This window comes from Trinickia sp. EG282A, assembly GCF_040965455.1.
GTDB classification, from domain to species: domain Bacteria; phylum Pseudomonadota; class Gammaproteobacteria; order Burkholderiales; family Burkholderiaceae; genus Trinickia; species Trinickia symbiotica.
This window is the reverse complement of sequence record NZ_JBFRCC010000001.1, coordinates 399295-423739: the sequence shown is the minus strand read 5'-3', so window position 1 is coordinate 423739 and position 24445 is coordinate 399295. Positions and strand designations below refer to the sequence as shown.

Annotated in this window: 27 protein-coding genes and 1 riboswitch; of the genes, 18 read left to right on the top strand and 9 right to left on the bottom strand. The window is 65.4% G+C overall.

The features are described 5' to 3' along the window. Positions 1-13: 13 nt before the first annotated feature. Positions 14-1129, bottom strand: a complete 1116-nt coding sequence (locus AB4Y31_RS01960; protein ID WP_368672470.1) for an NADH:flavin oxidoreductase/NADH oxidase — start codon at positions 1127-1129, stop codon at positions 14-16. 243 nt (positions 1130-1372) lie between these two features. Here AB4Y31_RS01960 and AB4Y31_RS01955 point away from each other — a divergent pair, with 243 nt between their 5' ends. From AB4Y31_RS01955 to AB4Y31_RS01940, 4 genes are all read left to right on the top strand, one after another. Next, on the top strand, positions 1373-2590 hold the full coding sequence (locus AB4Y31_RS01955; RefSeq protein WP_368672469.1) for an MFS transporter: 1218 nt from the start codon (positions 1373-1375) through the stop codon (positions 2588-2590). A gap of 200 nt (positions 2591-2790) precedes the next feature. Then, complete coding sequence (locus AB4Y31_RS01950) at positions 2791-4791, top strand: glycoside hydrolase family 28 protein (protein WP_368672468.1); 2001 nt, start codon at positions 2791-2793, stop codon at positions 4789-4791. 231 nt (positions 4792-5022) lie between these two features. Continuing rightward, a complete protein-coding gene (locus AB4Y31_RS01945; RefSeq protein ID WP_368672467.1) occupies positions 5023-6417 on the top strand; it encodes a selenium-binding family protein in 1395 nt (464 codons plus the stop codon). Between the two features lie 40 nt (positions 6418-6457). Beyond that, on the top strand, positions 6458-7120 hold the full coding sequence (locus AB4Y31_RS01940) for a hypothetical protein (protein ID WP_368672466.1): 663 nt from the start codon (positions 6458-6460) through the stop codon (positions 7118-7120). A gap of 14 nt (positions 7121-7134) precedes the next feature. Here AB4Y31_RS01940 and AB4Y31_RS01935 read toward each other — a convergent pair whose 3' ends face one another. After that, entirely contained in the window at positions 7135-7659 is a 525-nt protein-coding gene (locus AB4Y31_RS01935) for a hypothetical protein (RefSeq protein ID WP_368672465.1), read from the bottom strand. 169 nt (positions 7660-7828) lie between these two features. On the opposite strand from AB4Y31_RS01935, the gene AB4Y31_RS01930 reads away from it, so the two are divergent. The 6 genes from AB4Y31_RS01930 to AB4Y31_RS01905 all read left to right on the top strand — a co-directional run bounded on the left by AB4Y31_RS01930 (position 7829) and on the right by AB4Y31_RS01905 (position 12594). Beyond that, on the top strand, positions 7829-8659 hold the full coding sequence (locus AB4Y31_RS01930) for a crotonase/enoyl-CoA hydratase family protein (protein ID WP_368672464.1): 831 nt from the start codon (positions 7829-7831) through the stop codon (positions 8657-8659). 179 nt (positions 8660-8838) lie between these two features. Further along, a complete protein-coding gene (locus tag AB4Y31_RS01925) occupies positions 8839-9672 on the top strand; it encodes an EAL domain-containing protein (RefSeq protein WP_018442477.1) in 834 nt (277 codons plus the stop codon). A gap of 146 nt (positions 9673-9818) precedes the next feature. Beyond that, entirely contained in the window at positions 9819-11009 is a 1191-nt protein-coding gene (locus tag AB4Y31_RS01920; RefSeq protein WP_368672463.1) for an acyl-CoA dehydrogenase, read from the top strand. Positions 11010-11238: 229 nt separating this feature from the next. After that, positions 11239-11541: a YqjD family protein gene (locus tag AB4Y31_RS01915; protein ID WP_026230004.1), complete on the top strand. Its 303-nt coding sequence runs from the start codon at positions 11239-11241 to the stop codon at positions 11539-11541. A gap of 210 nt (positions 11542-11751) precedes the next feature. After that, a complete protein-coding gene (locus AB4Y31_RS01910; RefSeq protein WP_020566405.1) occupies positions 11752-12087 on the top strand; it encodes a phage holin family protein in 336 nt (111 codons plus the stop codon). 45 nt (positions 12088-12132) lie between these two features. Further along, on the top strand, positions 12133-12594 hold the full coding sequence (locus AB4Y31_RS01905) for a hypothetical protein (RefSeq protein ID WP_368672462.1): 462 nt from the start codon (positions 12133-12135) through the stop codon (positions 12592-12594). A gap of 88 nt (positions 12595-12682) precedes the next feature. Here AB4Y31_RS01905 and AB4Y31_RS01900 read toward each other — a convergent pair whose 3' ends face one another. The 7 genes from AB4Y31_RS01900 to glyA all read right to left on the bottom strand — a co-directional run bounded on the left by AB4Y31_RS01900 (position 12683) and on the right by glyA (position 17594). Further along, positions 12683-13162, bottom strand: a complete 480-nt coding sequence (locus AB4Y31_RS01900) for a type IV pilin protein (RefSeq protein ID WP_368672461.1) — start codon at positions 13160-13162, stop codon at positions 12683-12685. Positions 13163-13164: 2 nt separating this feature from the next. After that, positions 13165-13722: a hypothetical protein gene (locus AB4Y31_RS01895; RefSeq protein ID WP_368672460.1), complete on the bottom strand. Its 558-nt coding sequence runs from the start codon at positions 13720-13722 to the stop codon at positions 13165-13167. Positions 13723-13734: 12 nt separating this feature from the next. Beyond that, on the bottom strand, positions 13735-14595 hold the full coding sequence (locus AB4Y31_RS01890; protein WP_368672459.1) for a PilW family protein: 861 nt from the start codon (positions 14593-14595) through the stop codon (positions 13735-13737). Between the two features lie 7 nt (positions 14596-14602). After that, complete coding sequence (locus tag AB4Y31_RS01885) at positions 14603-15115, bottom strand: hypothetical protein (protein ID WP_368672458.1); 513 nt, start codon at positions 15113-15115, stop codon at positions 14603-14605. Then, positions 15112-15693 (bottom strand): GspH/FimT family pseudopilin, encoded by a 582-nt coding sequence (locus AB4Y31_RS01880; RefSeq protein WP_368672457.1) that lies wholly within the window; start codon positions 15691-15693, stop codon positions 15112-15114. Before AB4Y31_RS01880 ends, AB4Y31_RS01885 begins: the two co-directional genes overlap by 4 nt. A 167-nt stretch (positions 15694-15860) precedes the next feature. Beyond that, entirely contained in the window at positions 15861-16340 is a 480-nt protein-coding gene (gene nrdR / locus AB4Y31_RS01875) for a transcriptional regulator NrdR (protein ID WP_018442487.1), read from the bottom strand. Between the two features lie 6 nt (positions 16341-16346). Further along, positions 16347-17594, bottom strand: a complete 1248-nt coding sequence (gene glyA, locus AB4Y31_RS01870) for a serine hydroxymethyltransferase (protein ID WP_368672456.1) — start codon at positions 17592-17594, stop codon at positions 16347-16349. Between the two features lie 219 nt (positions 17595-17813). Next, a riboswitch (ZMP/ZTP riboswitch) is annotated at positions 17814-17913 on the bottom strand. Between the two features lie 220 nt (positions 17914-18133). Between glyA and AB4Y31_RS01865 the strand changes: the two genes are divergently transcribed. The 8 genes from AB4Y31_RS01865 (at position 18134) to ybgF (ending at position 24439) form a co-directional block, all read left to right on the top strand. Beyond that, positions 18134-18880, top strand: a complete 747-nt coding sequence (locus AB4Y31_RS01865) for an SDR family NAD(P)-dependent oxidoreductase (protein WP_368672455.1) — start codon at positions 18134-18136, stop codon at positions 18878-18880. Between the two features lie 68 nt (positions 18881-18948). Continuing rightward, positions 18949-19419: a tol-pal system-associated acyl-CoA thioesterase gene (gene ybgC / locus AB4Y31_RS01860; RefSeq protein WP_368672454.1), complete on the top strand. Its 471-nt coding sequence runs from the start codon at positions 18949-18951 to the stop codon at positions 19417-19419. A 157-nt stretch (positions 19420-19576) separates the two neighbouring features. After that, positions 19577-20254, top strand: coding sequence for a protein TolQ (gene tolQ / locus AB4Y31_RS01855; RefSeq protein ID WP_018442492.1), 678 nt, complete (start codon positions 19577-19579; stop codon positions 20252-20254). A gap of 10 nt (positions 20255-20264) precedes the next feature. Further along, on the top strand, positions 20265-20714 hold the full coding sequence (tolR, locus tag AB4Y31_RS01850; protein ID WP_026230009.1) for a protein TolR: 450 nt from the start codon (positions 20265-20267) through the stop codon (positions 20712-20714). Beyond that, complete coding sequence (gene tolA / locus AB4Y31_RS01845; protein ID WP_368672453.1) at positions 20711-21712, top strand: cell envelope integrity protein TolA; 1002 nt, start codon at positions 20711-20713, stop codon at positions 21710-21712. The genes tolR and tolA overlap by 4 nt, the downstream gene beginning before the upstream one ends. 136 nt (positions 21713-21848) lie before the next feature. After that, the gene (gene tolB, locus AB4Y31_RS01840; RefSeq protein WP_020566410.1) at positions 21849-23141 is read left to right on the top strand and encodes a Tol-Pal system beta propeller repeat protein TolB; all 1293 of its coding nucleotides are present in this window, start codon (positions 21849-21851) and stop codon (positions 23139-23141) included. Between the two features lie 31 nt (positions 23142-23172). Then, entirely contained in the window at positions 23173-23670 is a 498-nt protein-coding gene (locus AB4Y31_RS01835; protein ID WP_026230010.1) for an OmpA family protein, read from the top strand. Between the two features lie 19 nt (positions 23671-23689). Continuing rightward, positions 23690-24439: a tol-pal system protein YbgF gene (gene ybgF / locus AB4Y31_RS01830; RefSeq protein WP_368672452.1), complete on the top strand. Its 750-nt coding sequence runs from the start codon at positions 23690-23692 to the stop codon at positions 24437-24439. The last annotated feature ends 6 nt before the right edge of the window (positions 24440-24445 follow it).

Genomic DNA, 24445 nt, shown 5'->3' with positions numbered 1-24445 from the left:
TCGGTCTGCGATTCTAGCGCTGACCGGTGCTGGCTCCGACGAACAGATCCTTGAACTCGCGCGGCTGCGAACGCCAGTATTGCTTCGGCGCATGTACCCGCGCGCCGAGCTTGGCCGCGGCATGCCATGGCCAGCGCGGATCGTAGAGCATCGCGCGAGCGAGCGACACGGCATCCGCCTCATGGTTCGCGATGATCGCCTCGGCCTGCTCGGGCTCCGTGATGAGGCCGACGGCGATCGTCGGCAGCCCCACTTCCGCCTTGACACGCTGCGCGTACGGGACCTGATAGCCAGGGCCGAGCTTGATGGCCTGCTCGGGCGATACGCCGCCCGTCGTCACATGAATCGCCGCGCACCCGCGCGCCTTCAACGCGTTCGACAACGCGATAGTGCCATCGATGTCCCAGCCGCCCGGCACCCAGTCCGTCGCGGAGATGCGCGCCCAGACCGGCTTATCGGCAGGGAAGGCGGCGCGCACGGCTTCGAACACTTCGATCGGGAAACGCATGCGGTTCTCGAGGCTGCCGCCGTACTCGTCGGTGCGGTGATTGGCGATCGGCGACAGGAATTGGTGAAGCAGATAGCCATGCGCGGCATGGATCTCGATGCCGTCGATTCCGAGGCGGGCCGCTCGCGCCGCCGCGGCGACGAAATCGTCGCGCACCTTGTCGAGTCCCGCGCGATCGAGCGCGATCGGCGGCTCTTCTTCCTTCGCATGGGGCACGGGCGAAGGCGCCACGGTCTTCCAGCCGTCGGGCGCTTGCGACGGAATCTGCGCGCCGCCCTCCCACGGAGCCCGGCTCGACGCCTTGCGGCCCGCGTGCGCGAGCTGGATGGCGACCTTGATCGGCGAATGCGCGCGCACCGCCTTCAGCACGCGGGCGAGCGCGGCTTCGTTGTCGTCCGAATAAAGACCGAGGTCAGACGGCGTGATTCTGCCTTCGGGCGATACGGCGGTCGCCTCGATGATGAGTAGTCCCGCACCCGAGAGCGCGAGATGCCCGAGATGAATCATGTGCCAGTCGCTCGCCGAGCCGGCCTCGGCGGAGTATTGGCACATCGGGGCGATGACGATGCGATTCGACAGCTCGAGCTGGCCGATCGCCAGCGACTCGAAAAGGCGGCTCATTGCGAAGGTTCCTGGCAAGACGAGTGAGCCGTCACCATAGCGCATCCGTACAAGGCTTGCCCGCACGTCGCGCACCCGAATCGCCGAATCGGCCTCCGCATTCGCCGTCCATCGCGCCGCGCTTGCCATGCCCGAACGGTGAAAAACCGGATTCGCGCTCGCCGCAGTGCAGCAAAAACCGGTTCCATGAGAAAATGGCCCCTTTGCCGCGCCGCCCCGGCGCCGCTTTGCTTCCGATACGCGATGTCCGCCCCCTCCGCCCCTGATTCTGTTCCTTCCGGCGCCGGCACGACCGGCCGCATCGTTGCCGTCGTCTTCTCGACATTCGTCTGCTACCTGATCATCGGCATTCCAATGCCGGTGCTGCCCGGCTTCGTCAACGGCGAGCTTGGGTTCGGTTCGGTCCTCGCGGGGGCGGCGATCAGCCTGCAGTACGCCGCGACCCTCCTCTCTCGCGCGCAAGCAGGCCGCAGCGCCGATACACGCGGTGCGAAGCGGACCGTTCTCACGGGCCTTGCGGCCTGCGGCGCGAGCGGCGTGCTGCTGCTCGCCTCGATCGCATCGGCGCGATGGCCGCACGTGAGTCTCGCGATTCTTGCGTCCTCGCGCCTCGTGCTCGGCTTCGGCGAGAGCTTCGTCGGCACCGGCGCGATTCTTTGGGGCATCGGGCGCGTCGGTCACGAGCACAACGCGCGCGTGATCTCATGGAACGGCATTGCCACCTATGCCGGGGTCGCGATCGGCGCGCCGGCTGGCGCGACGCTCGCCCATGCGTTCGGGCCATGGACGCTCGGGACCGTGACCATCGCGCTCGCGGGCATCGGCTACGCGCTCGCGCGCAAGGTCGCGCCGGTGCCGCTCGTGCATGGAGAGCGCATGAGCTACGCGAGCGTCTTCGTGCGCGTCTTGCCGCACGGCATCGGGCTCGCGCTCGGCGCGGCAGGCTTCGGCGTCATCGCCACCTTCATCGCCCTCTACTTTGCGGCGCGCGGCTGGCCACACGCGGCGCTCGCGCTGACGCTCTTCGGGACGCTCTTCATCGGCTCGCGGCTGCTCTTCGCCAATTCGATCAAAACCTATGGCGGCTTTCGCGTGGCGGTCGCGTCGCTTGTGGTCGAGTGCGTGGGCCTAGTGCTGCTTTGGCTCGCGCCGGCGCCTCATGCGGCGCTCGTGGGCGCCGGACTCACCGGCTTCGGCTTCGCGCTCGTCTTCCCCTCGCTCGGCGTCGAAGCCGTGGACCTCGTGCCCGCGGCGAGCCGCGGCGCGGCGCTCGCGGCCTATTCCGTGTTCTTCGATCTTTCGCTCGGGGTGATGGGCCCGCTGGCAGGCTACATTGCCGGCGAGTTCGGCTACGCGTCGGTCTTCTTCGTCGCGGCGCTGGCCGCGGGCGCGGCGGCGGTGCTCTCGACGAGCCTCTACCTGCGCGCCTCGCGCGGGGACTCGGCAGCCCCGGCCCTTTGACGTCGGTTCCCCCGCCGTAAACTTCTGTCATACGACGTCTTATAAGAAAACATCGAGATACCCGTCCGGCACGGGTAAACGCCTAATTTCCGCCGATGGGCCACACGCTAGACTCTTTGTGCAGTGGTACGACGACGCATAAGAACCCACGGCGAATCAAGGACGTCTCCTTGCTGCGCCGACCATCGGAGGAGCATCAAATGGCCCAAAAAACCGGCAGCCGTCGTTCGGCTGCCCCTTCCCTCAAGCCCGGCGCCATAACGCGCCGCCAATTCATCGGCATGACGAGCACGCTGGTGGGCGGCGCCATGCTTACCGGTCCGATCGGCGCGACGCGGGCATTCGCCGCCCAGAGCCCCGCGGCGGCGCACGCGATGGACCTCATCTGGGGCGAACGCGGCGCCGCGGCCCAGATCGCCGCTTCCGTCGCCCATGTCGCGCACTCACTGTTCCATGGGCGCGACTACGACGTCACCGCGTACGGCGCCCGCCCGTGCACGACAGTCGCGGCAACGTCGCCTTACACCAATACGGCGAAATCGCCCGTCAGCCCGGGCTCCGAGCTGACGAACGCACCGAATTCGTTCGATTCGCGGCCCGCGTTTCTCGCCGCGATCGAGGCCTGCCACCGCGAAGGCGGCGGCCGCGTCGTCGTGCCGGCCGGCACCTGGTACTGCGCGGGACCGATCGTCCTGCAAAGCAACGTCCGGTTCCATCTGAGCGCCAACTGCACGATCTATTTCAGCCCCAATCCGGCGGACTATGCGAAGGACGGCCCCGTCCCGTGCGGCGCCAACGGCAATCTCTACTACAGCCGATGGCAGGCGAACGACTGCCTCAACTTTGGCTCGCCCGTCTACGCGCGTGACGCGATCAACATCGCGCTGACGGGCGAAGGACCGACGTCGATTCTGAACGGCCAGGCCATGACGCCGTTCGCGGGCAGCGGCAACAACAGCGTTTGCTGGTGGACCTACAAGGGATCGTCGGGCGCATATGGGGCCAGCGCGTCGGTGCCGAGCCAGGCCTTTGCAAACCCGAACAACGTCGATTTGCGCATCGTCGCGCCCGGCATCTCCGACGCCCTCTACGCATTGCTGACTTCGCCGACGACGCCGTGGCAGCAAGACCAGAACTACCTGCCGGCGCTTTCCGAGGCAGGCGTGCCCGTCGAGCGGCGCATCTTCGGCCTCGGCCACTATCTGCGCCCCTGCATGGTCGAGTTCATCAATTGCCACAACGTGCTGATGGCCGACTACCAGACGCAGAACACGCCGTTCTGGCAACACCATCCGACGGCGAGCAAGAACGTCGTGTTCCGTGGCGTGACGACGAACAGCATCGGTCCGAACAACGACGGCTTCGATCCCGACGCATGCACGAACGTCCTCGTCGAAGACTGCACGTTCAATACGGGCGACGATTGCATCGCCATCAAGTCGGGCAAGGATCGCGACACGGAGTACGGCCCGGCGCGGCGCCACCTGATCCGCAACTGCACGATGAACAGCGGCCACGGCGGCATCACGCTCGGCAGCGAAATGGGCGGTGGCGTGGAGCAGATCTATGCGACGAATCTCCAGATGCTGAACCAGAACTGGCAGACGAATCCGCTCAACATCGCAATCCGCGTGAAAACGAACATGAATCGCGGCGGCTATGTGAAGGATTTCCACGTGAAGGGGGTCACGCTGCCGAACGGTGTCAACCTGAAGGGCGGCGGCTATGGCAGCGCGATGCTCGCCGGCAGCCCGGTCAACTCGACGGTGCCGCTCGGCGTGCTGACGGCGGCGGCGGGCAACCCCTCGGCCTCCCAAGGAGGCATCGTCACGTTCGATTGCGACTATCAGCCCGCGAACGATGCCGTGCGCACGCGCCCGCCCCTCGTGCAGAACGTCACGATCACGGACCTCAAGGCGAGCAATGTGACGTTGAACGGCGTGACGGCATCCTGTTTTCAGGCGATCGTCGCGCAGGGTCCGGTCGCATTCGACTACAACGGCGCGCCGCCGACACCCACGGTCCAGCCGATCTCGGGCGTCACGATCAGCGATTGCGATTTCGGTACGCCTGTCGCATCGGGCACGCCGACGTCGACTTCGCCAGGACCGATCTATGCGTTCAACGTCAATGCGATGACGCTGTCGAATACCGTCATTGCCGGCACGACCTACAACACGACGATCACCGATCTTCGCTGAGAATCGTCCAAGTGCCGACGGTCGCCGCGCGATGCATCGAACGTGGCGACCGTACCCGATGCACCACTCATGCACCACTCATGCATCGCTCATGCATCGCTCATGCATCGCTCATCCATTAGGTATGCATAACCGCTAGACGTTATGACCTAATTCCGTTCTCTTCCTTGCGTTACCGCCTCCGAGGGACCTACGATTAACGCCTCAGACGGCTTCTCAAGGAAGAGACTCATGTCGTCCTGGACACCCGATCCCACGTTCTATCCGTCCGCTCGCCTCGCTGCGGATGCCCCCAAGGAAAAGATCGCCTACGTCGCCAGCTTCGACCCGACGCGCAAGCAGCCCGACGAGCTGGCCGTGGTCGACGTCGATCCCGGCTCCCAGTATTACGGCAGCATCGTGAGCCGTGTGCCGATGCCGAATGTCGGCGACGAGCTTCACCATTTCGGCTGGAACGCCTGCAGCTCGTGCCTTTGCCCGAACGCCCCGCATCCGCATACCGAGCGTCGCTATCTGGTCGTGCCGGGCCTGCGCTCATCGCGCATCCATATCCTCGATACCAAGCCGGACCCGCGCAACCCCACCATCGTCCGTGTCATCGAGCCGGCGGAGCTGGCCAGAAAGAGCGGCTACACCCGTCCGCACACCGTCCACTGCGGGCCGCAGGGCATCTATGTCACGGCGCTCGCGAATGCCGAGGGGGAAGCGCCCGGCGGCGTGTTGCTGATGGATCACGAAAGCTTCGACATTCGCGGCCGCTGGGAAATCGAGCGCGGACCGCAGGAGCTCGCGTACGACGCCTGGTGGCACCTCGGCTTCGATACGCTCGTCTCGAGCGAGTGGGGGCTGCCCGCGACGTTCGAGAACGGTCTCGTACTCGAAGTGCTGCTCGGCGGCAAGTACGGGCACCGGCTCCATTTCTGGGATTTGAACACGCGCAAGCACCGGCAAGTGCTCGATTTCGGCGCGGAAAACCAGCTCGTCTTCGAGCTGCGGCCCGCGCACGATCCGACCAAGGCCTATGGCTTCGTCAACTCCGTCATCAGTCTCAAGGATTTGTCGGCGTCGATCTGGACCTGGTACCGCGACGGCGGCAAGTGGGCCGCGCGCAAGATCATCGAGATCCCGGCCGAGCCCGCCGATCCCGCGCTGTTGCCGCCGATGTTGAAGGGCTTCGGCGCGGTACCGCCGCTCGTCACCGATATCGCCCTCTCGCTCGACGATCGCCATCTTTACGTCGCATGCTGGGGCACGGGCGACATGCGCCGCTACGACGTCTCGGACCCGCAGCGGCCCGAGCTGGTCGGCAGCGTGCGCATCGGCGGCATCGCCGCGCGCGCGACGCATCCGCGCGCCGACGGCCGGCCGCTCAACGGCGGTCCGCAAATGGTGGAAGTCAGCCGCGACGGCCATCGCGTCTACTTCACGAATTCGCTCTACGGCGCGATCGACGAGCAGTTTTATCCCGACGGCATCGAAGGATGGATGGTGAAACTCGATGCGGCGCCCGGCGGCGGACTGGAGTTCGACAACGATTTCTATCTTGCCTGGCCCCGCACGCATCGTCCGCATCAGATCCGCCTGGAAGGCGGCGACGCGTCGTCCGATTCGTATTGCTATCCGTGAAGCACCGGCGAATCCGGCATCGCGCGCAGCGAGTCATGCCATGAGCCTGCCGCCCGAGATCGCTCCCGTCGCGACGAGCTGGGCCACCGTCGTCGGCAGCGGCATTTTTCATGGCGTCAATCCGGCGATGGGTTGGCTTTTCGCGACCGCGCTGGGCCTCCAGCGCGGCAGCCGCGCGGCGCTCTTCGCCGCCCTGCCGCCGCTCGCGCTCGGGCACGCGGCATCGGTATTCGTCGTGACTTCGTCCGCGCTCGCCTTCGAAACCCTATCGAAGGTGGCCCATCTCTCCATGGCGCTCGGCGCGCTGCTGATCGCCTGGGGCGTCTATCACTACGTCTGCGGCCACCGCCATCGCGTGCGGGTCGGCATGACGGCGGGCTTCATCGGCCTTGCCCTTTGGTCCGCGGCGACCGCCACGCTGCACGGCGCCGGCCTCATGCTGATTCCGGCGCTGATGCCGCTTTGCATCGCGAGCGGATCGGCCGTGCTGGGCGGAACCGTCGGTCCGCTCGGCGCGATGGGACCGCTGCTCGCGGTGACGCTGATCCACACGGCCGTCGCGTCGGCGACGAGCGCGGCCATCGCGTACGCTGCCTATGAGTACGTCGGGCTCGGCATCCTCCGGCGCGGCTGGATCAATTTCGACTGGCTCTGGTCCGGCGCGCTCGTCGCGGCCGGTACATTGCTCGTCGGATTCGGCTGAGGCGGGACGGCGGCTCAGGACGCATCGCCGAGCCCGGCCTGCTCGGGCGACGCTCCGCACATCGCCTTCAGCAGCGCCGCCTCGCGCTCGTGAACTTCGACCGGGAAGGCCTCGGCGCCCGCATAGGCCAGATAGCGCGCACGGTGCTGACCATTGCGGAACGTCACGACGCCCTCGTGCTCGATTCGCAGCCAGCCGAGCAGACCGGGGGCGCGACGAGAAACGATCGTGACGTATGGCATCGTCGGTATCCGCTCGTTCTGCGGATCGAGGAATTCGCGGATGCCCCGCTTCTTCCCGGCGTGCCAATCGCCGACGGGCGGCAGCACATAGTCCGTATCGTCGCGATCGGCGCATTGCAGCAGCTTCGCAGCATCGACGAGAACGACGCAATGGCGCGTGTCGTCTTCGTCGCCGAACACGCGTTTCAGACGGACGTAATCGTAGTCGCGATGTTCGCGCAGGGGAACGATCCATACCGGCTCGACGCCGGCCGCGGACGCCTGAGCGACCGCAGAGGGAAACGTAGACGTGGTCATGGCGAGTTTTTTATCGTAAGAGCCGCGCACCAAGCGCCGCGCGACCGGCGACCCACCGGGCTCGAGGCGCAAGCGAAGCGCGACAGCGTGCCGAGCCATCATGACACGATCGTGACATGCTTGTCCTCGACGACGAGCGAGTGCGCCGGGGCAAATCAAGGAGACTCCCGTGAATGCCGAGCAATTCCAGAATGTCGAATCATTCGGCGAGCACGTCCGCATCGAGCCTGACGGCCCTATTGCAACAATCGTGCTCGATCGACGACATTGCCGCAATGCCGTCGACGGGCCGACGGCCGCGGCGCTCGCCGCCGCCTTCGAACGCTTCGAGAGCGAGCCGGCTTGGCGCGTGGCCGTTCTTTTCGGCGCGGGCGGTACTTTTTGCGCGGGTGCCGACTTGGGCGCGATGCATGACGAAGCGCGCCGCAATGCCGTGCGAGCCGACGGCGGCGGCCCCGGGCCGATGGGCCCGACTCGGATGATGTTCACGAAGCCCGCGATTGCCGCGATCGCGGGTTTTGCGGTGGCGGGCGGGCTCGAGCTCGCGGCGCTCTGCGATTTGCGCGTCGTCGAGGAAGACGCCGTCCTTGGCGTCTTTTGCCGCCGCTTCGGCGTGCCGCTCATCGACGGCGGCACGATTCGTCTGCCGCGGCTTATCGGCTTGTCGCGCGCGCTCGATCTGATCTTGACGGGGCGCGCCGTCGATGCCAACGAAGCGCTCGCCATCGGCCTCGCCAACCGTGTGGTGCCGCGCGGCGCCTCGCGCCAGGCGGCGCAATCACTGGCGGCGCAGCTTGCCGCGTTTCCCCAGCAAGCGCTCCTGGCCGATCGCCACTCGGCATGGGAAAACAGCGCGCTCGACGACCTCGCCGAAGCGCTGCGCCGCGAAGGCGCGGGCGGTTACCGGGCGCTCATCGAGGAAGGGCTTGCGGGCGCCGCGCGCTTCGCCGACGGCGCGGGACGTCACGGCGCGGCGACCGATGGCGGGAAGCCTCAATGAAGCCATAATGAAGACTCGATGAAGCTGCGAGGCCGCGCCGGGGCGCTCCCGGCGGTCGGCAAGGCAGCCCCAACGTAAACCCTGATAGGGCGCGGCAGCCAATATCGATATAAGTATCGGGTCGAAGCCGACAACGCCCAGGCTGCTACCATCACCCTATGCAGCCATCCGACCCCTCCATGATCCCGCCGACGATTCCTTCGCTGCTCGAGCACGCCACCGCCCACCCTTTCCTGCACGAGCACCTGGCACTCGATGCGGGCGCTCCATCGGCCCTCGCGCACGCGCACTTCCACGGCATGCGGATTGAAAGCGGCTATCAGCCGATCTTCGATGTCAGCATGAGTGGGATTCAGACGCTATGGTCCGCGCCCGAAAGCGCCGACCGCTTCGGCGATGAGCTCGGGTTCCAGGCGCTCACGCTCTCCCCGGGCGGCATGCCGTTCGATCGGTTCGAATCGATCGCGGACAGCCAGGAACTCGTTGCGCTGGACCGTCTCGCACGTACGTTGCACGCGATCAACTTCTTCGGCGCGCAGCAACACGGCCTGTTGTTCCTGCGCGTGCACGAGCGTCTGCTGAAGAGCGTGAAGTATGACCATGGCCAGCATTTTTCGTCGGTGCTGATTTCGCTCGGCCTCAATCCATCGCGCATCGTGATCGAGTTGCCGAGCGCCGCCGTCGCGCACCGGACGTTCGCCGGCTATCTGGCGAAGAGCTATCAGCGCCATGGCTTCAAGGTGGCGGGCAACTTGCCGAACGCGGGTCACATCATGACGGTGTCGGACATGGCGCGGCTCGATTTCCTGAAGATCGACGGCGCCGCCGTGTTGAGGGATTCGATGGCCAAGCCGCTCATCGCCTATGCGAACCGCCTTCACATTCCGCTGATCTTCGACCGTGTGGCGACCGAGGCGCAGTTCGACTCGCTGCAGCAGTTCGGCGCGCGTTTCGTGCAAGGACCGCTGTTCGAGCCGCACGGCCCGGCCATGCCCCGCGACCGCGTCGACTAGCCGGCACCGGGCGTGCCGCAGCGGTGCATTCGTTCAAGCGCGCGCCGACCGGGCGAGCCGCGACTGCTACACTCGAACATTGCCCATCCATACGAGCGCGATACAGCGTCGCATCGCCAGGCGCGCACGCGAATCAGGAGGAAACGATGGCCGACGTCGCCCGGTTTCATTGGGACGATCCGCTGCTCCTCAACGAGCAGCTGACCGAAGAGGAACGCATGGTGCGCGATGCCGCGCATGCTTATGCCAACGACAAACTGCAGCCGCGCGTGACCGAAGCATTCCGCCACGAGCGCACCGACCCGGCGATTTTCCGGGAGATGGGCGAGCTCGGACTGCTTGGTCCGACGATCCCGGCGGAATATGGCGGAGCGGGCCTGAACTATGTCAGCTATGGCCTGATCGCGCGCGAAGTCGAGCGAGTCGATTCCGGCTATCGATCGATGATGTCGGTGCAGTCGTCGCTCGTCATGGTGCCGATCGTCGAGTTCGGCTCAGAGGCCCAAAAGCGCAAGTACCTGCCCAAGCTCGCGACAGGTGAATGGATCGGCTGCTTCGGCCTCACGGAACCGAATCACGGCTCCGATCCGGGCAGCATGGTGACACGCGCGCGCAAGGTCGAAGGGGGCTATGCGCTTTCGGGCGCGAAGATGTGGATCACGAACTCGCCCATCGCCGACGTCTTCGTCGTATGGGCGAAGGCGGAAGAGAACGGCGAAGACACGATTCGCGGCTTCATTCTCGAAAAGGGATGGAAAGGCCTCAGCGCGCCGGCTATCCACGGCAAGATCGGCCTGCGGGCTTCGATCACGGGCGAGATCGTCCTCGACGACGTCTTCGTTCCGCAAGAGAACATGCTGCCGAACGTGAGCGGACTGAGGGGCCCGTTCACCTGCCTGAATTCGGCGCGCTACGGAATCGCCTGGGGTGCGCTCGGCGCGGCGGAATCGTGCTGGCATACGGCGCGTCAATACGTGCTCGACCGCAAGCAATTCGGCCGCCCGCTCGCCGCGAACCAGTTGATCCAGAAAAAGCTGGCCGACATGCAGACCGAAATCACGCTCGGCCTGCAAGGCGTGCTGCGGCTCGGGCGCATGAAGGACGAAGGCACCGCCGCGACCGACATCACGTCGATCATGAAGCGCAACTCCTGCGGCAAGGCGCTCGATATCGCGCGTCTCGCCCGCGACATGCTCGGCGGCAACGGCATTTCCGATGAATTCGGCGTCGCCAGGCATCTCGTCAACCTCGAAGTCGTCAATACCTACGAAGGTACCCACGACATTCACGCGCTGATTCTCGGGCGGGCGCAAACAGGCATTCAAGCGTTCTTCTGAGCCCCGCCCCCCGTGGGGTTTGTACGGACATTGTAATTTCGCCCGAGGCAAGCGAGCGTTCGCCGCCCTCCGAGGTTTGCGGCGCCTGACGGGGCATGGCCGACATGCGCCGCGCCGGCAAGCTCAGGAACGGTTTCTGCATCCGCCATCAATGTCGGCTATGGCGGATGCTCGCCGGCTGTCCTATCTTTGGTAGCATGCTCGCGTGGACGAAAACTAGGGGGCTCTAATGTCAGAAGTCAACAAGGAGAGATTAATGTCCGATATCAGAAACGTCCTCGCCGATGCCGAGGATCTCTTGAAGCAGGCCGCGAGCGCCACCGGCGAACGGGCGTCCGAGTTGCGCGAAACGGCGCTGAGCCGGCTCAAACAGGCCAGGGAGAAAGCCGCCGACGTGCAGGTCGTCGTGGTCGAGAAAGGGAAAAAGGCGGTCCGCGCGACAGACGACTACGTCCACGAACACCCCTGGGCAGCGGTCGGCATCGCCGCGGGTATCGGCGTGTTCGTCGGGCTTTTGATCAATCGCAAGTAAATCGTGCTTGCTCGTGCTTGCGAAAGCTGCGAGGCGGGGCTCGCCCGGCTTCGTTCCCGCGTCGCGCGCGCCCGATCGTCCCGCGGACGGCCGCCGGGCCGGCCGGGCGGGCATCGGCACTCGCTGACCGTCAAGCGCTGATCCCCTACCCCCATGCCAAACGACAATCCATCGACGCATGCTTCTCATGAGCATGGGCCATTGCGCCGCATGCTGAGTTCCATCGTCTCGCTGATGCACACGAGACTGGAGCTGATCGGGATCGAGCTCGCCGAGGAGCGCGACAAGCTCATCGCCGTCCTCTTTCTCGGACTGGCCGCAGCCATTTTCGCCATGATGGCGTTGATCAGTCTGACCGCGCTGATCGCGGTCGCGTTCTGGGATACCTATCGCTTGCAGGTGCTGGGCGCCATCACGGTCGTGTACGGGATCGGCGCGCTCATCTGCGCGCTCAAGGTGCGCAGTGGACTGCACGGCGCGACGATCGTGTTCCAGACCACGCTGAACGAATTCGAGAAGGACCGCGATATGTTTCGCGAGCCCTGACGCGGGCGAACCCGCTGCCCTTGCCGAAACCACCACGCGCACGCCATGAGCCAAATCACCTCGCCCAATGCGGAACACCGCCGGCACTCGCCGGTTCGGGATTCGAGCACGCCGCAATTGCGGACCGTGCGCAAGGAGTTGCTGCTCTTGCGCTCCGAGGTGGAACGCAGCGAATTCGTCCGCGCTCGCGCCGAGTTGCACGCGAAGTTCGAGCGCTTCGGCTGGCTTAAGCTGCTGTTGCCGCGTTTCACGAGCACCAAAACGAATGCGCCGGGCAAAGGTTTCAGTGCCACGCTCAGTGACCTGGTGAGCCATCCGCTCGTTGGAACGCTCGTCTCGATGCTCGTAGCCAAGCCGCTTCGGTCGAAACTCTCCGCGGGCACGAAGCCGTTGCTCAAGTGGGGAGCGCTCGGCGCGGCGGCATGGACCGGGTATCGGATGCTCAGCCGGACCATCCGGCAAAGGGCCGACAAAGCTGAAGCCGAAGGCGAACAAGCCAGCAGTTGACCGACAGCGGCTCATCGATCCGAGCTCGTCGTCTCGAGCTCACGGTCTTGGCTTCGTTCAGCAACGGGCTCCAAGGTTGGCAGCCGTGCTACCTCGCCGACCAACAATCGGCATCGCGCGGCGCCTGCATCGCCGTCGTGCGGTTCGACCGCCTGCCCGTCGAGTCGAGCACGAAAACACCGCACGCGTCGTCGCCCATGGGTCCGGATGGGACGGGCTCCGCCTCGATGACATAGCCGCCGCTCAAGAGGCCGCCGCCGGGCAGCACGTGCAAGCGATAGACGACGCGCCCCTGCGAGGGTGATTGATCAAGACCAGCCGGCAGCGATTCCTCTCTTTTCCCGGCGCGGCGCCCGCCATTCGCTTCGAGAAACTGCGCGGCCTGGTAGATCGACGTCACGACGGCTATCCGGTGCCCGCGAGCGGTATGGCGGACGTAAGTGGGCACGGCATAGGCCGCCATCAGCGCCACGATTGCGAGCGCGACGACGAGTTCCAGCAACGAAAACGCTGACGTGCGCCGCCTCGCGACGGCTGGGTCCGCAGCAAGCTCTGCACGTGCGCACACGATCAGGGCCTCTCGACGATTCGCCGCCAGCGCCGCTCCTCGGTACCGCGCTCGCGCACGACGATGAGCTGCAACCACGCCTCGGCGATCGGGTCGGCGCCGAATCCTCTGGCCGTCACCCAGTGCGCCCGCGCCTGCGGCCGTCGCGGCACCTGCCCGCTTTCGATCACGCATTGCGGCGGCCGCGCGGAACCCGGCCATTGCGACACCGGCGCGAATGCGGCGGAGCTCTCGAATACGCCGCTCTGCCGCCACCTCAAGGGTTCGCCCGCGACGTGCGGCAACACCGGAGCCAAGCCTGCGTCGAGCGCTCGCAAGCATAGCGAGAGCGCGGCGTCCGCGGCATTGGCCGCGCGCAGGTGATCCTCGAAGTTGGCGGCGCGCCGCACGGCGGCTATCGAGGCGTTGAACGACGCAACCGACAACGCGAGCATCGCGGAAGCCAGCAACAGCACGGCGGGCAGCGCCGCACCACGATATTCGCGCCGCCTTGCGCGGGGACGCCGTGGCGAGCGGCGATCTTTCCGCAAGCATCCAGCCTTGGATGTCCTCTCGATCATGGCGGTCCTCCGTCAACGTTCGTTGTTGCGGACGGCGACGCGTCGTGAGAACACCGCCCGTGCGCGCCGGTCGCGAGTCGGCACCGAAAGGCCTTCGCAGTCGATGTAGTCACGCCGCGCCACCGTTCGCGCGCCTCGGACTACCACGCATAGGTCGACGGCAACGACGTCGGGCCATTGATGCGCGGCGATCGACCAGGCCCTCACCGACGCACTCGCGCCGCGCAACCAGTAGCGCATGCTCAAGCGTTCGATGCCGGCCACGACCGGCTGTTTGCTGGTGTGAGCGCGAGGAGTGACGACGGCCGACGGTCGCCCGCCTCCGTTGCCGCGACAGTAAAGCTGCGGCTCCCCGCGATCGTCCCGGCTCGCGTAGAACGTATTGACGACGAAAGCCTGCGCGCGGGCCGCACCGATACCGTGCCCCAGACAGTCGGTTGCCCGCGATGTCGCGGTTTTCCAGGTCGAGACACCATCGTCGATATACCTGACGACGATCGAGTCCGATACGCCCCGAAGCCGGTCGCAACCGATCGGACCTGCGTCGGCCGATGGAACGCCGGAATCGCAGCCAAAAACGCCGAGCAGCGGACCGCGAGAATGACCGTGATCGGCGGTGCCACCGTCGCTCGAAGCGAGGGGCGCAAAGCCGGCCATTTCGATCTGTTGGCCCAGCAGGACCAGGGCGGTCATTCCCGCGTCGCGCATCGAGGCCATGTCCTCCGCGAGCATCGAGGCTTCGCGTTGCGTCCGATAAAGCAACGCCGCGACGCCGACGAGGAGTGTCCCGAGCGCCGTCGCGATCAACAGTTCGAGAAGCGTATGGCCGCAACGGCGCGTAGGCGAAGCGCTGCACGTTCGCAATCTGCGCATGTCAGGTCTACCTGACGAACGGAATGGCAGAACAAGCCGCGCTCGGTCGCCCACGTCCGCTTCCGTTCGCGCAATCGATTCGAGCCGATGGCGCCCGGCTCGAAGGCGAATCGAGCGGTTCCGCCCATTCCACGACCGCGAGCGCTATGCCGGGCGCGTGATCGACGATCGAAACCTGCGCTTGCGGCAAAGCGGACGCGGCCACCGCCTGCCAATGCGGCAATGCATGCGAGCCGGACGGCGGATCGCGCATCGCCGCAGCGATCGACGCAGCAATCATCGTCGCCTCTTCGCGCCGGGCTGCCGCCCGCTCCGCTTGACCGACGCGCAATTGGCTCGCCACCGCGGCCGCGATGGTAATCGCGGCAAGCGCGAGCGCAACGAGCACTTCGAGCAACGATCCGCCTTCTTCCGGTGCGCACCGGGAAGCGCGCCCGTGCCGATGCGCCAGGAAGAAATCGCCGCGGCGGACCGGAGCCCACTCGCTGAATCGGCGGGCTGGCAACGCGCGATGGCTCATGCGTTCTCCTTGCAAGCACCGTCGGCCACGCGGGCCCGCCCACCGGCCGCAATGACAACGCACCGGCGCCGATCGCGCCCGCCCGCAACCGGGGCGACGCTCGCAGGCGCGATCTCGAAACTGCGAAAGCCACCGATGACCTGGCCAGCCGGCGGCGTGAACCGTATGTCCGTCGCGCCGCCTCGGATGACGATGCCATCGGCCGGCAACTGTCTGCGCGCGGGAATCGGACCGGCAGGGCCATCGGCGACGACCGCCCACCCTGCCGACCAATCGACCGCCACTGCTTCATGAACGCCGGGCGCGGCGATGCATCGGCTTCGGGAGTCGACGAGGCAGACGGCCACCGGCAGGCCGCGACGAACGGATTCGCTCCTCGCATAAGCGAGGCTCGACAGCAGCGCTTGCACTCCCGCATCGACACGGTCTCGCACGCGCCAGGCAACGAACGACGGCGTCGCCATCGTCGTCAGAACCGCAACGATCCCACCCGCGACGGCCAATTCAAATAGCGTGAAGCCGGCGCATCGCCTGGCGTATCGGCCTTGCGCAATTCGGTGCCTCGATTTCGACCGCATAACGATCCCCCGTGATTCGATGCGAGCAATCTAACGGGCGCAAGAAGCGTCCGCCATTGGCCGTTCGGCCGACTGGCGGACACGCGAGACGATCGCGACAATGCCGCGTCAGATCGACGGTCGACTGCTATCGGTACGGAGGGGACGTAATGAGAGGATGCGGAAACTCAGCGCTTGCGCGGAGGCTTGGCAGGGGCGGCGCGGCGAAATTCCTCGATGACGTCCTCGAATTCGGACACGTCTTCGAAGCGCCGGTAGACAGAAGCGAAGCGGACATAAGCGATCGTGTCGAGCTGGCGCAATTCCTCCATCACGAGCTCGCCGAGCCGCTCGCTGCGCACTTCGCGCTCTCCGCTTCCGAGCAATTGATATTCAACGCGGGCCACCGCCGCATCGATCGCCTCGGCAGCCACCGGGCGCTTTCTGAGCGCCAGCTGCATGCTTGCGGCGATCTTGCGGCGGTCGAACTCAGTGCGGCTGCCGTCCTTTTTCACGACCGCCGGCAACATGAGCTCGACGCGCTCGTACGTCGTAAAGCGCTTGTCGCACGCCGGGCAACGCCGCCGGCGGCGAATGGCCGCGCCGTCCTCGGCCACGCGCGAATCGACGACGTGCGTGTCTTCGTGCCGGCAGAAAGGGCAGCGCATCGCGGCTCAGCGATAGACGGGAAAACGCCTGGTCAACTCGGCGACTTGAGCGCGCACGCGCTCGATCGTCGCTGCGTCTTCCGGGCTTTCGAGCACATCGGCGATCAGGTTGCCCACCTCGGCGGCCTCGTTCGTACCGAATCCGCGCGTCGTCATCGCCGGCGAGCCGAGGCGAATGCCGCTCGTCACGAACGGCTTTTCCGGATCGTTCGGAATCGCGTTCTTGTTGACCGTGATGTGAGCCGCGCCGAGCGCCGCCTCGGCCGCCTTGCCCGTGATTCGCTTCGCGCGCAGATCGACGAGCATCACATGGCTTTCCGTGCGTCCCGAAACGATCCGCAAGCCGCGCTTCACGAGCGTTTCCGCGAGCACGCGCGCATTCTCGACCACCTGCTGCTGGTAGGCCTTGAACTCGGGCGACATCGCCTCCTTGAAGGCAACAGCCTTTGCCGCGATCACATGCATGAGGGGACCACCCTGAATGCCCGGGAAAATCGCCGAGTTGATCGCCTTTTCGTACTCGCCCTTCATCAGGATCACGCCGCCGCGCGGGCCGCGCAGGCTCTTGTGCGTCGTCGTGGTGACGAAGTCCGCGTGCGGGACGGGATTCGGATAGACGCCCGCCGCGATGAGCCCGGCATAGTGGGCCATGTCGACCATCAAATAGGCGCCGACGGATTTCGCGATCGCGGCGAGACGCTCGAAGTCGATGCGCAGCGAAAACGCCGAGGCGCCCGCGATGATGAGCTTCGGCTTTTGCTCTTCGGCAAGCTTCGCGGCGGCTTCGTAGTCGATGTCCTCTGCCTCGTTGAGACCGTAGCTGACGACGTTGAACCACTTGCCCGACATGTTGACGGGCGAGCCGTGCGTCAGGTGCCCGCCGTGCGCGAGGCTCATGCCCATGATCGTGTCGCCAGGCTTGAGCATCGCAAAGAACACGCCCTGATTGGCCTGCGATCCTGAGTTCGGCTGCACGTTCGCCGCCTCTGCCCCGAAGATCGCCTTCACGCGGTCGATGGCGAGCTGTTCCACCACGTCCACATATTCGCAGCCGCCGTAATAGCGCTTGCCGGGATAGCCTTCGGCGTACTTGTTCGTCAGCTGCGAACCCTGCGCCGCCATGACGGCCGGGCTCGTGTAGTTTTCCGAGGCGATCAGTTCGATGTGGTCTTCCTGACGCCGGTTTTCCTGTTCGATCGCTTGCCAGACTTCGGGATCGATGGCGGCGATGGTGCTTTGGGCTCTGTCAAACATACGGATTCCGTTAAGGGTTTACAGGTTGGCCGGATCGCGCGCGGAAATTGCGGCGCCGTCGTTCGCTGTCGGCCGGGGCCAGGCTTTCGAGGCCTGCTCCGGGCGCATGCACGGCTGCGCCCATTGCGCTGCCGCGACGGCGGTGCCAGTCCTGGCATGGCGGAAGGTCCGTTACCCGGGCGAGGCAACCGCCGGCGGCGCGAACGATCGCGCGCGACACTCGGCTGCCCAGGCGAACGGCAAAACGGCACCTTGCGCTTCACGGTGGGTCGCTCCACCTTGACCCCGAAGGGTGTTATCGCCAGTCACGCAAGGGTTGAGCACGTTAGTTTATTGGAACCGCAGTCAATAGGCAATTCAGCCGCGCGCGGCCCGCGCGGCGCGGGATTCGCACAGCCGGCCGACGGCGTTTCGAGCCGCTCGCCTCGCGAAAACCCAGGCACGGTTATCATCGGCAGTTTTCCAACCGCGAGTCGGCGTGTCACTGCGGATTGCAACACCGCCCCTGCATGCCGGGCGTTCCACCCAAAGGAGCAGCAATGATCGTATTCGTTACGGGGGCATCAGCCGGGTTCGGCGCGGCCATCGCCCGCGCGTTCGTCAAGGGCGGCCACCGCGTGATCGCCACGGCCCGTCGGCTCGAGCGCCTCGAAGCGCTCGCGGGCGAACTCGGTCCGAACCTTTTGCCGTTCGAGCTCGACGTGCGCGATCGCGCCGCGGTCGAAGCGATACCGGGCCGCCTGCCGCCCGAGTTCGCCGGCATCGACGTGCTCGTCAACAACGCGGGTCTCGCACTGGGGCTCGAGCCGGCGCAACGCGCGAATCTCGACGACTGGTACCAGATGATCGAGACGAACTGCGCGGGCCTCGTCACCGTCACGCGCACGCTGCTGCCGGGCATGATCGAGCGAAAGCGAGGCCACATCTTCAACCTCGGCTCGGTGGCCGGCACCTACCCGTACGCGGGCGGCAACGTCTACGGCGCGACCAAGGCGTTCGTGCGCCAGTTCAGCCTCAACTTGCGAGCCGACCTCGCCGGCACGGCGCTGCGCGTCACCGACGTCGAGCCCGGCTTGTGCGGCGGCACCGAGTTCTCGAACGTGCGCTTCAAGGGTGATGACGAAAAGGCTGCCGGCGTCTATCGAGACATGCAGCCGCTGACGCCCGAGGACATCGCCGACTCGATCTACTGGATCGCCACGCGCCCCGCGCACGTCAACGTCAATACGATCGAGCTGATGCCGGTCGCCCAGTCCTTTGCGGCACTCTCGATCCATCGGGGCTGAAGCCGGGTCGTGCATTTTCCGCAAGTCGTTTTTTCGGAATGCCGCGCAGGTTCCGGTAAAATGCACGCATGAACATGCCTACCAGCCGCCCGAAGGCGGAACTCGGCTTCAGCTGGCCGGTTCGCGTTTACTACGAAGATACCGATGCGGGCGGCATCGTCTTCTACGCGAATTACTTGAAATACTTCGAACGCGCCCGCACCGAATGGCTGCGGGCTTGTGGCATCGACATACGCCGTCTCGACGAAGACGCGGGCCTCATCTTCGTGGTTCGGCGCACGGCTGTCGAATACATGGCGCCGGCGCGGCACGACGACCTGCTGACGATCGTAAGCCGGATCGAGCGAATCGGCCGCGCGAGCGTGGATTTCATGCAGGAAGCGTGGCGCGGCGTCGACCTGCTGGCAACGGGGTCGATCCGCGTGGCCTGCGTCGCGCGCGCGGCGTTCAAGCCGGCCGCTTTTCCCCCCGCCGTGCTGGACGCGCTGCGCCGCGGCCCGGCCGCTACCGATACGGACTTGTCAACGGCAAATGCATAAATTCCGTTGAGCCTACGTCGATGAATGAACTTGTATTGCCCACGTCAGGACAAAAGACGGTTCGGCGCCCGCGCGCCGATCCTTTCAACTCCCCGACTACGACTCTCATAGCCCTTGCAGCGAAACGCGTCCGCGAGGACGCACCAGCAAAACATTTATGAACAACGCACAAGATTTATCGATCGTTTCACTCGTTCTGAATGCCAGCGTGCTTGCACAGGCGGTCATGGGGCTCCTGCTGCTGCTGTCGCTGATGTCGTGGACTTTCATCTTCCGCAAGTGGTTCGCGATCCGGCGCGCACGAGGACAGACGGAGCGGTTCGAGCGCGACTTCTGGTCGGGCGGGGATTTGCACGCGCTCTATCAAAGCGCGGCGAACAATCGGCACACGATCGGCGCGCTCGAGCGGATCTTCGAATCGGGCATGCGCGAGTTTCTGAAAGCCAAGGAAAAGCGGATCGCCGATGCGGGCGCGATTCTCGATGGCGCGCGCCGGGCGATGCGCGCGGCGTTTCAGCGCGAGATGGACGTGCTCGAGGCCAACCTTGCGTTTCTCGCTTCGGTGGGCTCGGTGAGCCCCTACATCGGTCTTTTCGGCACCGTCTGGGGGATCATGAATGCGTTTCGGGGTCTCGCCAATGTCCAGCAGGCGACGCTCGCGAACGTGGCGCCCGGGATCGCCGAAGCGCTGACGGCAACGGCGATCGGCCTTTTTGCCGCGATTCCGGCTGTCGTGGCCTATAACCGTTACGCGCACGACATCGATCGCCTCGCGATCCGCTTCGAAACGTTCATCGAAGAGTTCTCGAACATCTTGCAGCGCCAGGCGCATTAAGGGGTACGCGATGGCCGGCTCCATCAATCGATCCAGCATGCGCGGCGGGCGTTCCCGCCGCGCGATGGCCGACATCAACGTCGTGCCGTATATCGACGTCATGCTGGTGCTGCTCGTGATCTTCATGGTCACGGCACCGCTCGTCGCACCGTCGATCGTGAACCTGCCGACCGTCGGCGGCGCAGCGCCGCAACAGCAGACGCCGCCCGTCATCGTCAATATCCGCGCGGACGGCAGGATGAGCGTACGCTACAAGGATGATGACGGCGCGACTCAGCAGGAGGAAATGACCCGCCTGGACCTCGACAGCTTCGTGACCGACCGGGAGGCCTCGCATCCCGATCAGCCGGTCGTGATAGCGGCCGATAAAACCGTGCAATACGAGACGGTGATGAATGTGATGTCCGATTTGAAGGCGCGCGGCGTCAAACGTGTGGGGCTGCTCGTCAAATCGCAATGAACCGCAGGAAGTCCAACTATCCGTTGCAGCCGCCCCGCGAGCGCGGGACGTGGCGCGCGTTCGCGCTCGCGCTGCTGATGCACGTGCTGCTCGGGCTCTTTCTCTACCACGGCATTCACTGGCAAAACAGCACGCCGGCCGGGGCCGAGGCGGAGCTCTGGACCGAAACGCCGCAACAGCCCGCTCCGCGCCCCGCTCCTCCACCGCCTGCGCGCGTCGCACCGGCGCCGCCCGTCGATCAGGAGCAGGCCGACATCGCATTGCAAGAGAAGAAGCGTAAGGAGCAGGAGGCGGCGCGCGCCGCTCAGCTCGCCGAGCAGCAGCGCCAGCAGCAGCTCGCCGCACAGGAAGCGGAGGCCAAGCGCCAACGTCAGCTGGCCCAGCAGCAAGCCGAGCTCGCCGCTCAGAAAGCCGCCGCAGACAAGCTCAAGCAGCAGCAACAGGCCGAAAAACTGAAACAGCAGCAGCTTGCCGAGCAGCAGAAGAAGCTCGAAGAGCAAAAGCTCGAGCAGCAGAAGCAAGCGCAACTCAAGCAACAGCAGCTCGCCGAGCAGAAGAAGGCGGAGGCCGAGAAGGCCGCCAAGGCGAAAGCCGAGCAGTTGGCGAAGCAAAAGCAGCTCGATCAGGAACGGCGGACCCGGCTTGCGCAGCTGCAGGGGCTGGCCGGCGAGAGCGAGACCGGCAACGGCCTCGCGAAGAGCGGCAACGGCACGGGCTCGGGCGGGACGGCCACGTCGCCGGGGTATGCGGACAAAGTCCGCCGCCGCGTGCGGCCGAACATCGTCTGGGCCGGCGATACGCAAGGCCTCGAGACGGTGATTGCGGTGCGTTGCTCGCCGACGGGTACGCTGCTGTCCGCAAGCGTTCAGCGCGGCAGCGGCAATCCGCAGTGGGACGAGGCAGCGCTGCGCGCAGTCCAGAAGTCCGATCCGATGCCGCTCGACGATAACGGGCGGACGCCGGCTAGCTTCACGATCACGATGCGGCCGGCCGGCTGAGTGGCCGTGCGGACTCGGGGACATGAATAGCCGGACGGCGACGCATCGAAGCGCCTTCCTCCAACGGAGGAACGAAACGTGCATTTGCTAGTCTCTTTTCAGTTGTGACAATTCTTGGTCTTTTGGGAAATCCGGCATGAGTTTGATGACGAAGCGAGGCTTGAGGACATTGTTGGCATCTTGCCTGATCGCGGCGGGCAGCGCCGCCCATGCGCAGCTGAACGTTCTCGTGACAGGCGTGGGTTCCACGCAATTTCCGATTGCAACCGCGAACTTCGCCCACGAAGCGAGCTCGCCGCAGCAGATCAGCCAGATCGTCCGTGACGATCTCAAGCGCAGCGGCAAGTTCACGAATGTCGACGCCGGCAGCACGCCCGTCGCCGAAACCGATTCCGTCGATCTCGGCGCCTGGAAGGCGAAGGGTGCCGACGCGTTCGTCGACGGCAGCGTGACGCCGCTCGCCAACGGGCAATACCAGATCCGGTTCCGGCTCTACGACACCGTCAAGCAGCAAAACCTCGGCGGCCTCGAGCTCACGACGCCGGCCAGCGGGCTCCGCATGACGGCGCACAAGGTGGCCGACTACATCTACGAGAAACTGCTCGGCACGCGCGGCGTGTTCGCGACGCGCCTTTCGTACGTGATGAAGAGCGGCAACCGCTATCTGCTGCAAGTCTCCGATTCCGACGGCCAGGACGTGCACGTGGCGTTGTCGAGCCCCGAGCCGATCATCTCGCCGGCCTGGTCCCCGGACGGCACGAAGGTCGCCTACGTCTCGTTCGAGAAGAGGAAGCCGATCGTCTACGTGCATGACCTGCCGACGGGTCACCGCGTCATCATTTCAGATCAGAAAGGCAACAACAGCGCCCCCGCGTGGTCGCCCGACGGGCGTACGCTGGCCGTCGCACTGTCGCGTACGGGCAACACTCAGATCTGGGCCGTCAACGCCGACGGCAGCGGCTTGCGGCGCCTCACACAAGGCCCGACGATCGATACCGAGCCCTGCTATTCGCCCGATGGCCAATGGATTTACTTCACGAGCGACCGCGGCGGTCAGCCGCAAATCTATAAAATGCCGGCGCAAGGGGAAAGCGCCGGCTCAGCGCAGCGCGTGACTTTCACGGGGAGCTACAACACGAGTCCGCGTATCAGCCCGGACGGCAAGCAGCTCGCCTACATCTCGCGAGTGGGCGGTGAGTTCAAGCTGTACGTCATGGATTTGGCGAGCGGCGTGGCAACGGCGCTCACCGACACGGGACATGACGAATCGCCGAGCTTCGCGGCGAATGGTCAGTACATCCTTTACGCCACTCAGGTGAACGGCCGTGGCGTGTTGGCCGCTGTTTCGACCGACGGTCGGACGCGGCAAATCCTGTCCGTTCCGGGCGGCAGCGTGCGTGAGCCGTCCTGGGGTCCATTCATGCAGTGATTTATGCAATGACACACAAGGAGAGTAAGAAATGACGTCCAAACTTCGTATGGTGTTCGCGGCTCTGCTCGTGGGCGTTTTGGCGGCTTGCCACCAAGGCGTGAAGCTCAACGAGAACGCAAGCAAGGGCAACGTCGGCACGCAGCCGAACCCGAACGCTGTCGCGCCGGTCACCGTCGATGAGTTGAACAACCCGAACAGCCCGCTCGCCAAGCGCAGCGTGTACTTCGACTTCGACAAGTACGACGTGAAGGAACAAGACATGGCGACGCTGCAAGCGCATGCGAACTACCTGCGCTCGCATCCGGACCGTCACATCCTGATTCAGGGCAATACGGACCCGCGCGGCACGAGCGAGTACAACCTCGCGCTGGGCCAGAAGCGTGCGCAAGCGGTGCTCAATGTGCTGAAGACCGACGGCGTCAATGCCAGCCAAATGGAAGCCGTGAGCCTCGGCAAGGAAAAGGCCAGCGGTACGGATGAAGCCGGTTGGGCACAAGACCGCCGCGCCGACCTCGTCTATCAGTAAACAGTAACAGGCGACATATATGAACCCCCGTTTTTCCTGGCTGCGCGGTGCCGCAGCTGCATGCGTGGCCGCTTCGGCACTCGTTGCCGGGCCGGCGCACGCGGGCCTGTTCGATGACGATCAGGCGCGCCAGGCGATCCTCGACTTGCGAGCGAAGACGGACAATCTCGCGAGTCAGCTTTCGGCTGCCAAGCAGACCATCCTCGATCAATCCAACCGGCTCGACCAGCTCAATCAGCAGGTTGCGACGCTGCGCGGTCAGAACGAGGATCTGACGAACCAGGTGACCACTCTGCAAAAGCAGCAGAAGGACTACTACGCCGATCTCGACGGCCGGCTCAAGAAACTCGAGCCGCAGCAGGCGACGATCGACGGCGTGCAGGGCACGGTGCAGCCAGGGGAAACGGAAGCGTTCAATCAGGCGTCGCAGCAGTTTCGCAGCGGCGACTTCAAAGGCGCCGCAGCGTCGTTTCGCGAGTTCATCAACAAGTACCCGCAAAGCCCGTATCAGCCGACGGCGCAGTACTGGCTCGGCAACGCACTGTACGCGCTGCGAGACTACAAGGGTTCGACGGCGATCTGGCAGAGCGTCGTGAAGAACTACCCGCAGCATCCGCGTGCACCCGAGGCATTGCTCGCGATCGCCAACAATCAGCTCGAGCAGGGCCAGAAGGCGGCGGCCCGCAAGACGCTGCAGGAGATCGTTTCGCAGTACGCAGGATCGGACGTGGCCCAGTCGGCGCAAAGCAAGCTTGCGCAGATCAAGTGATGCGTC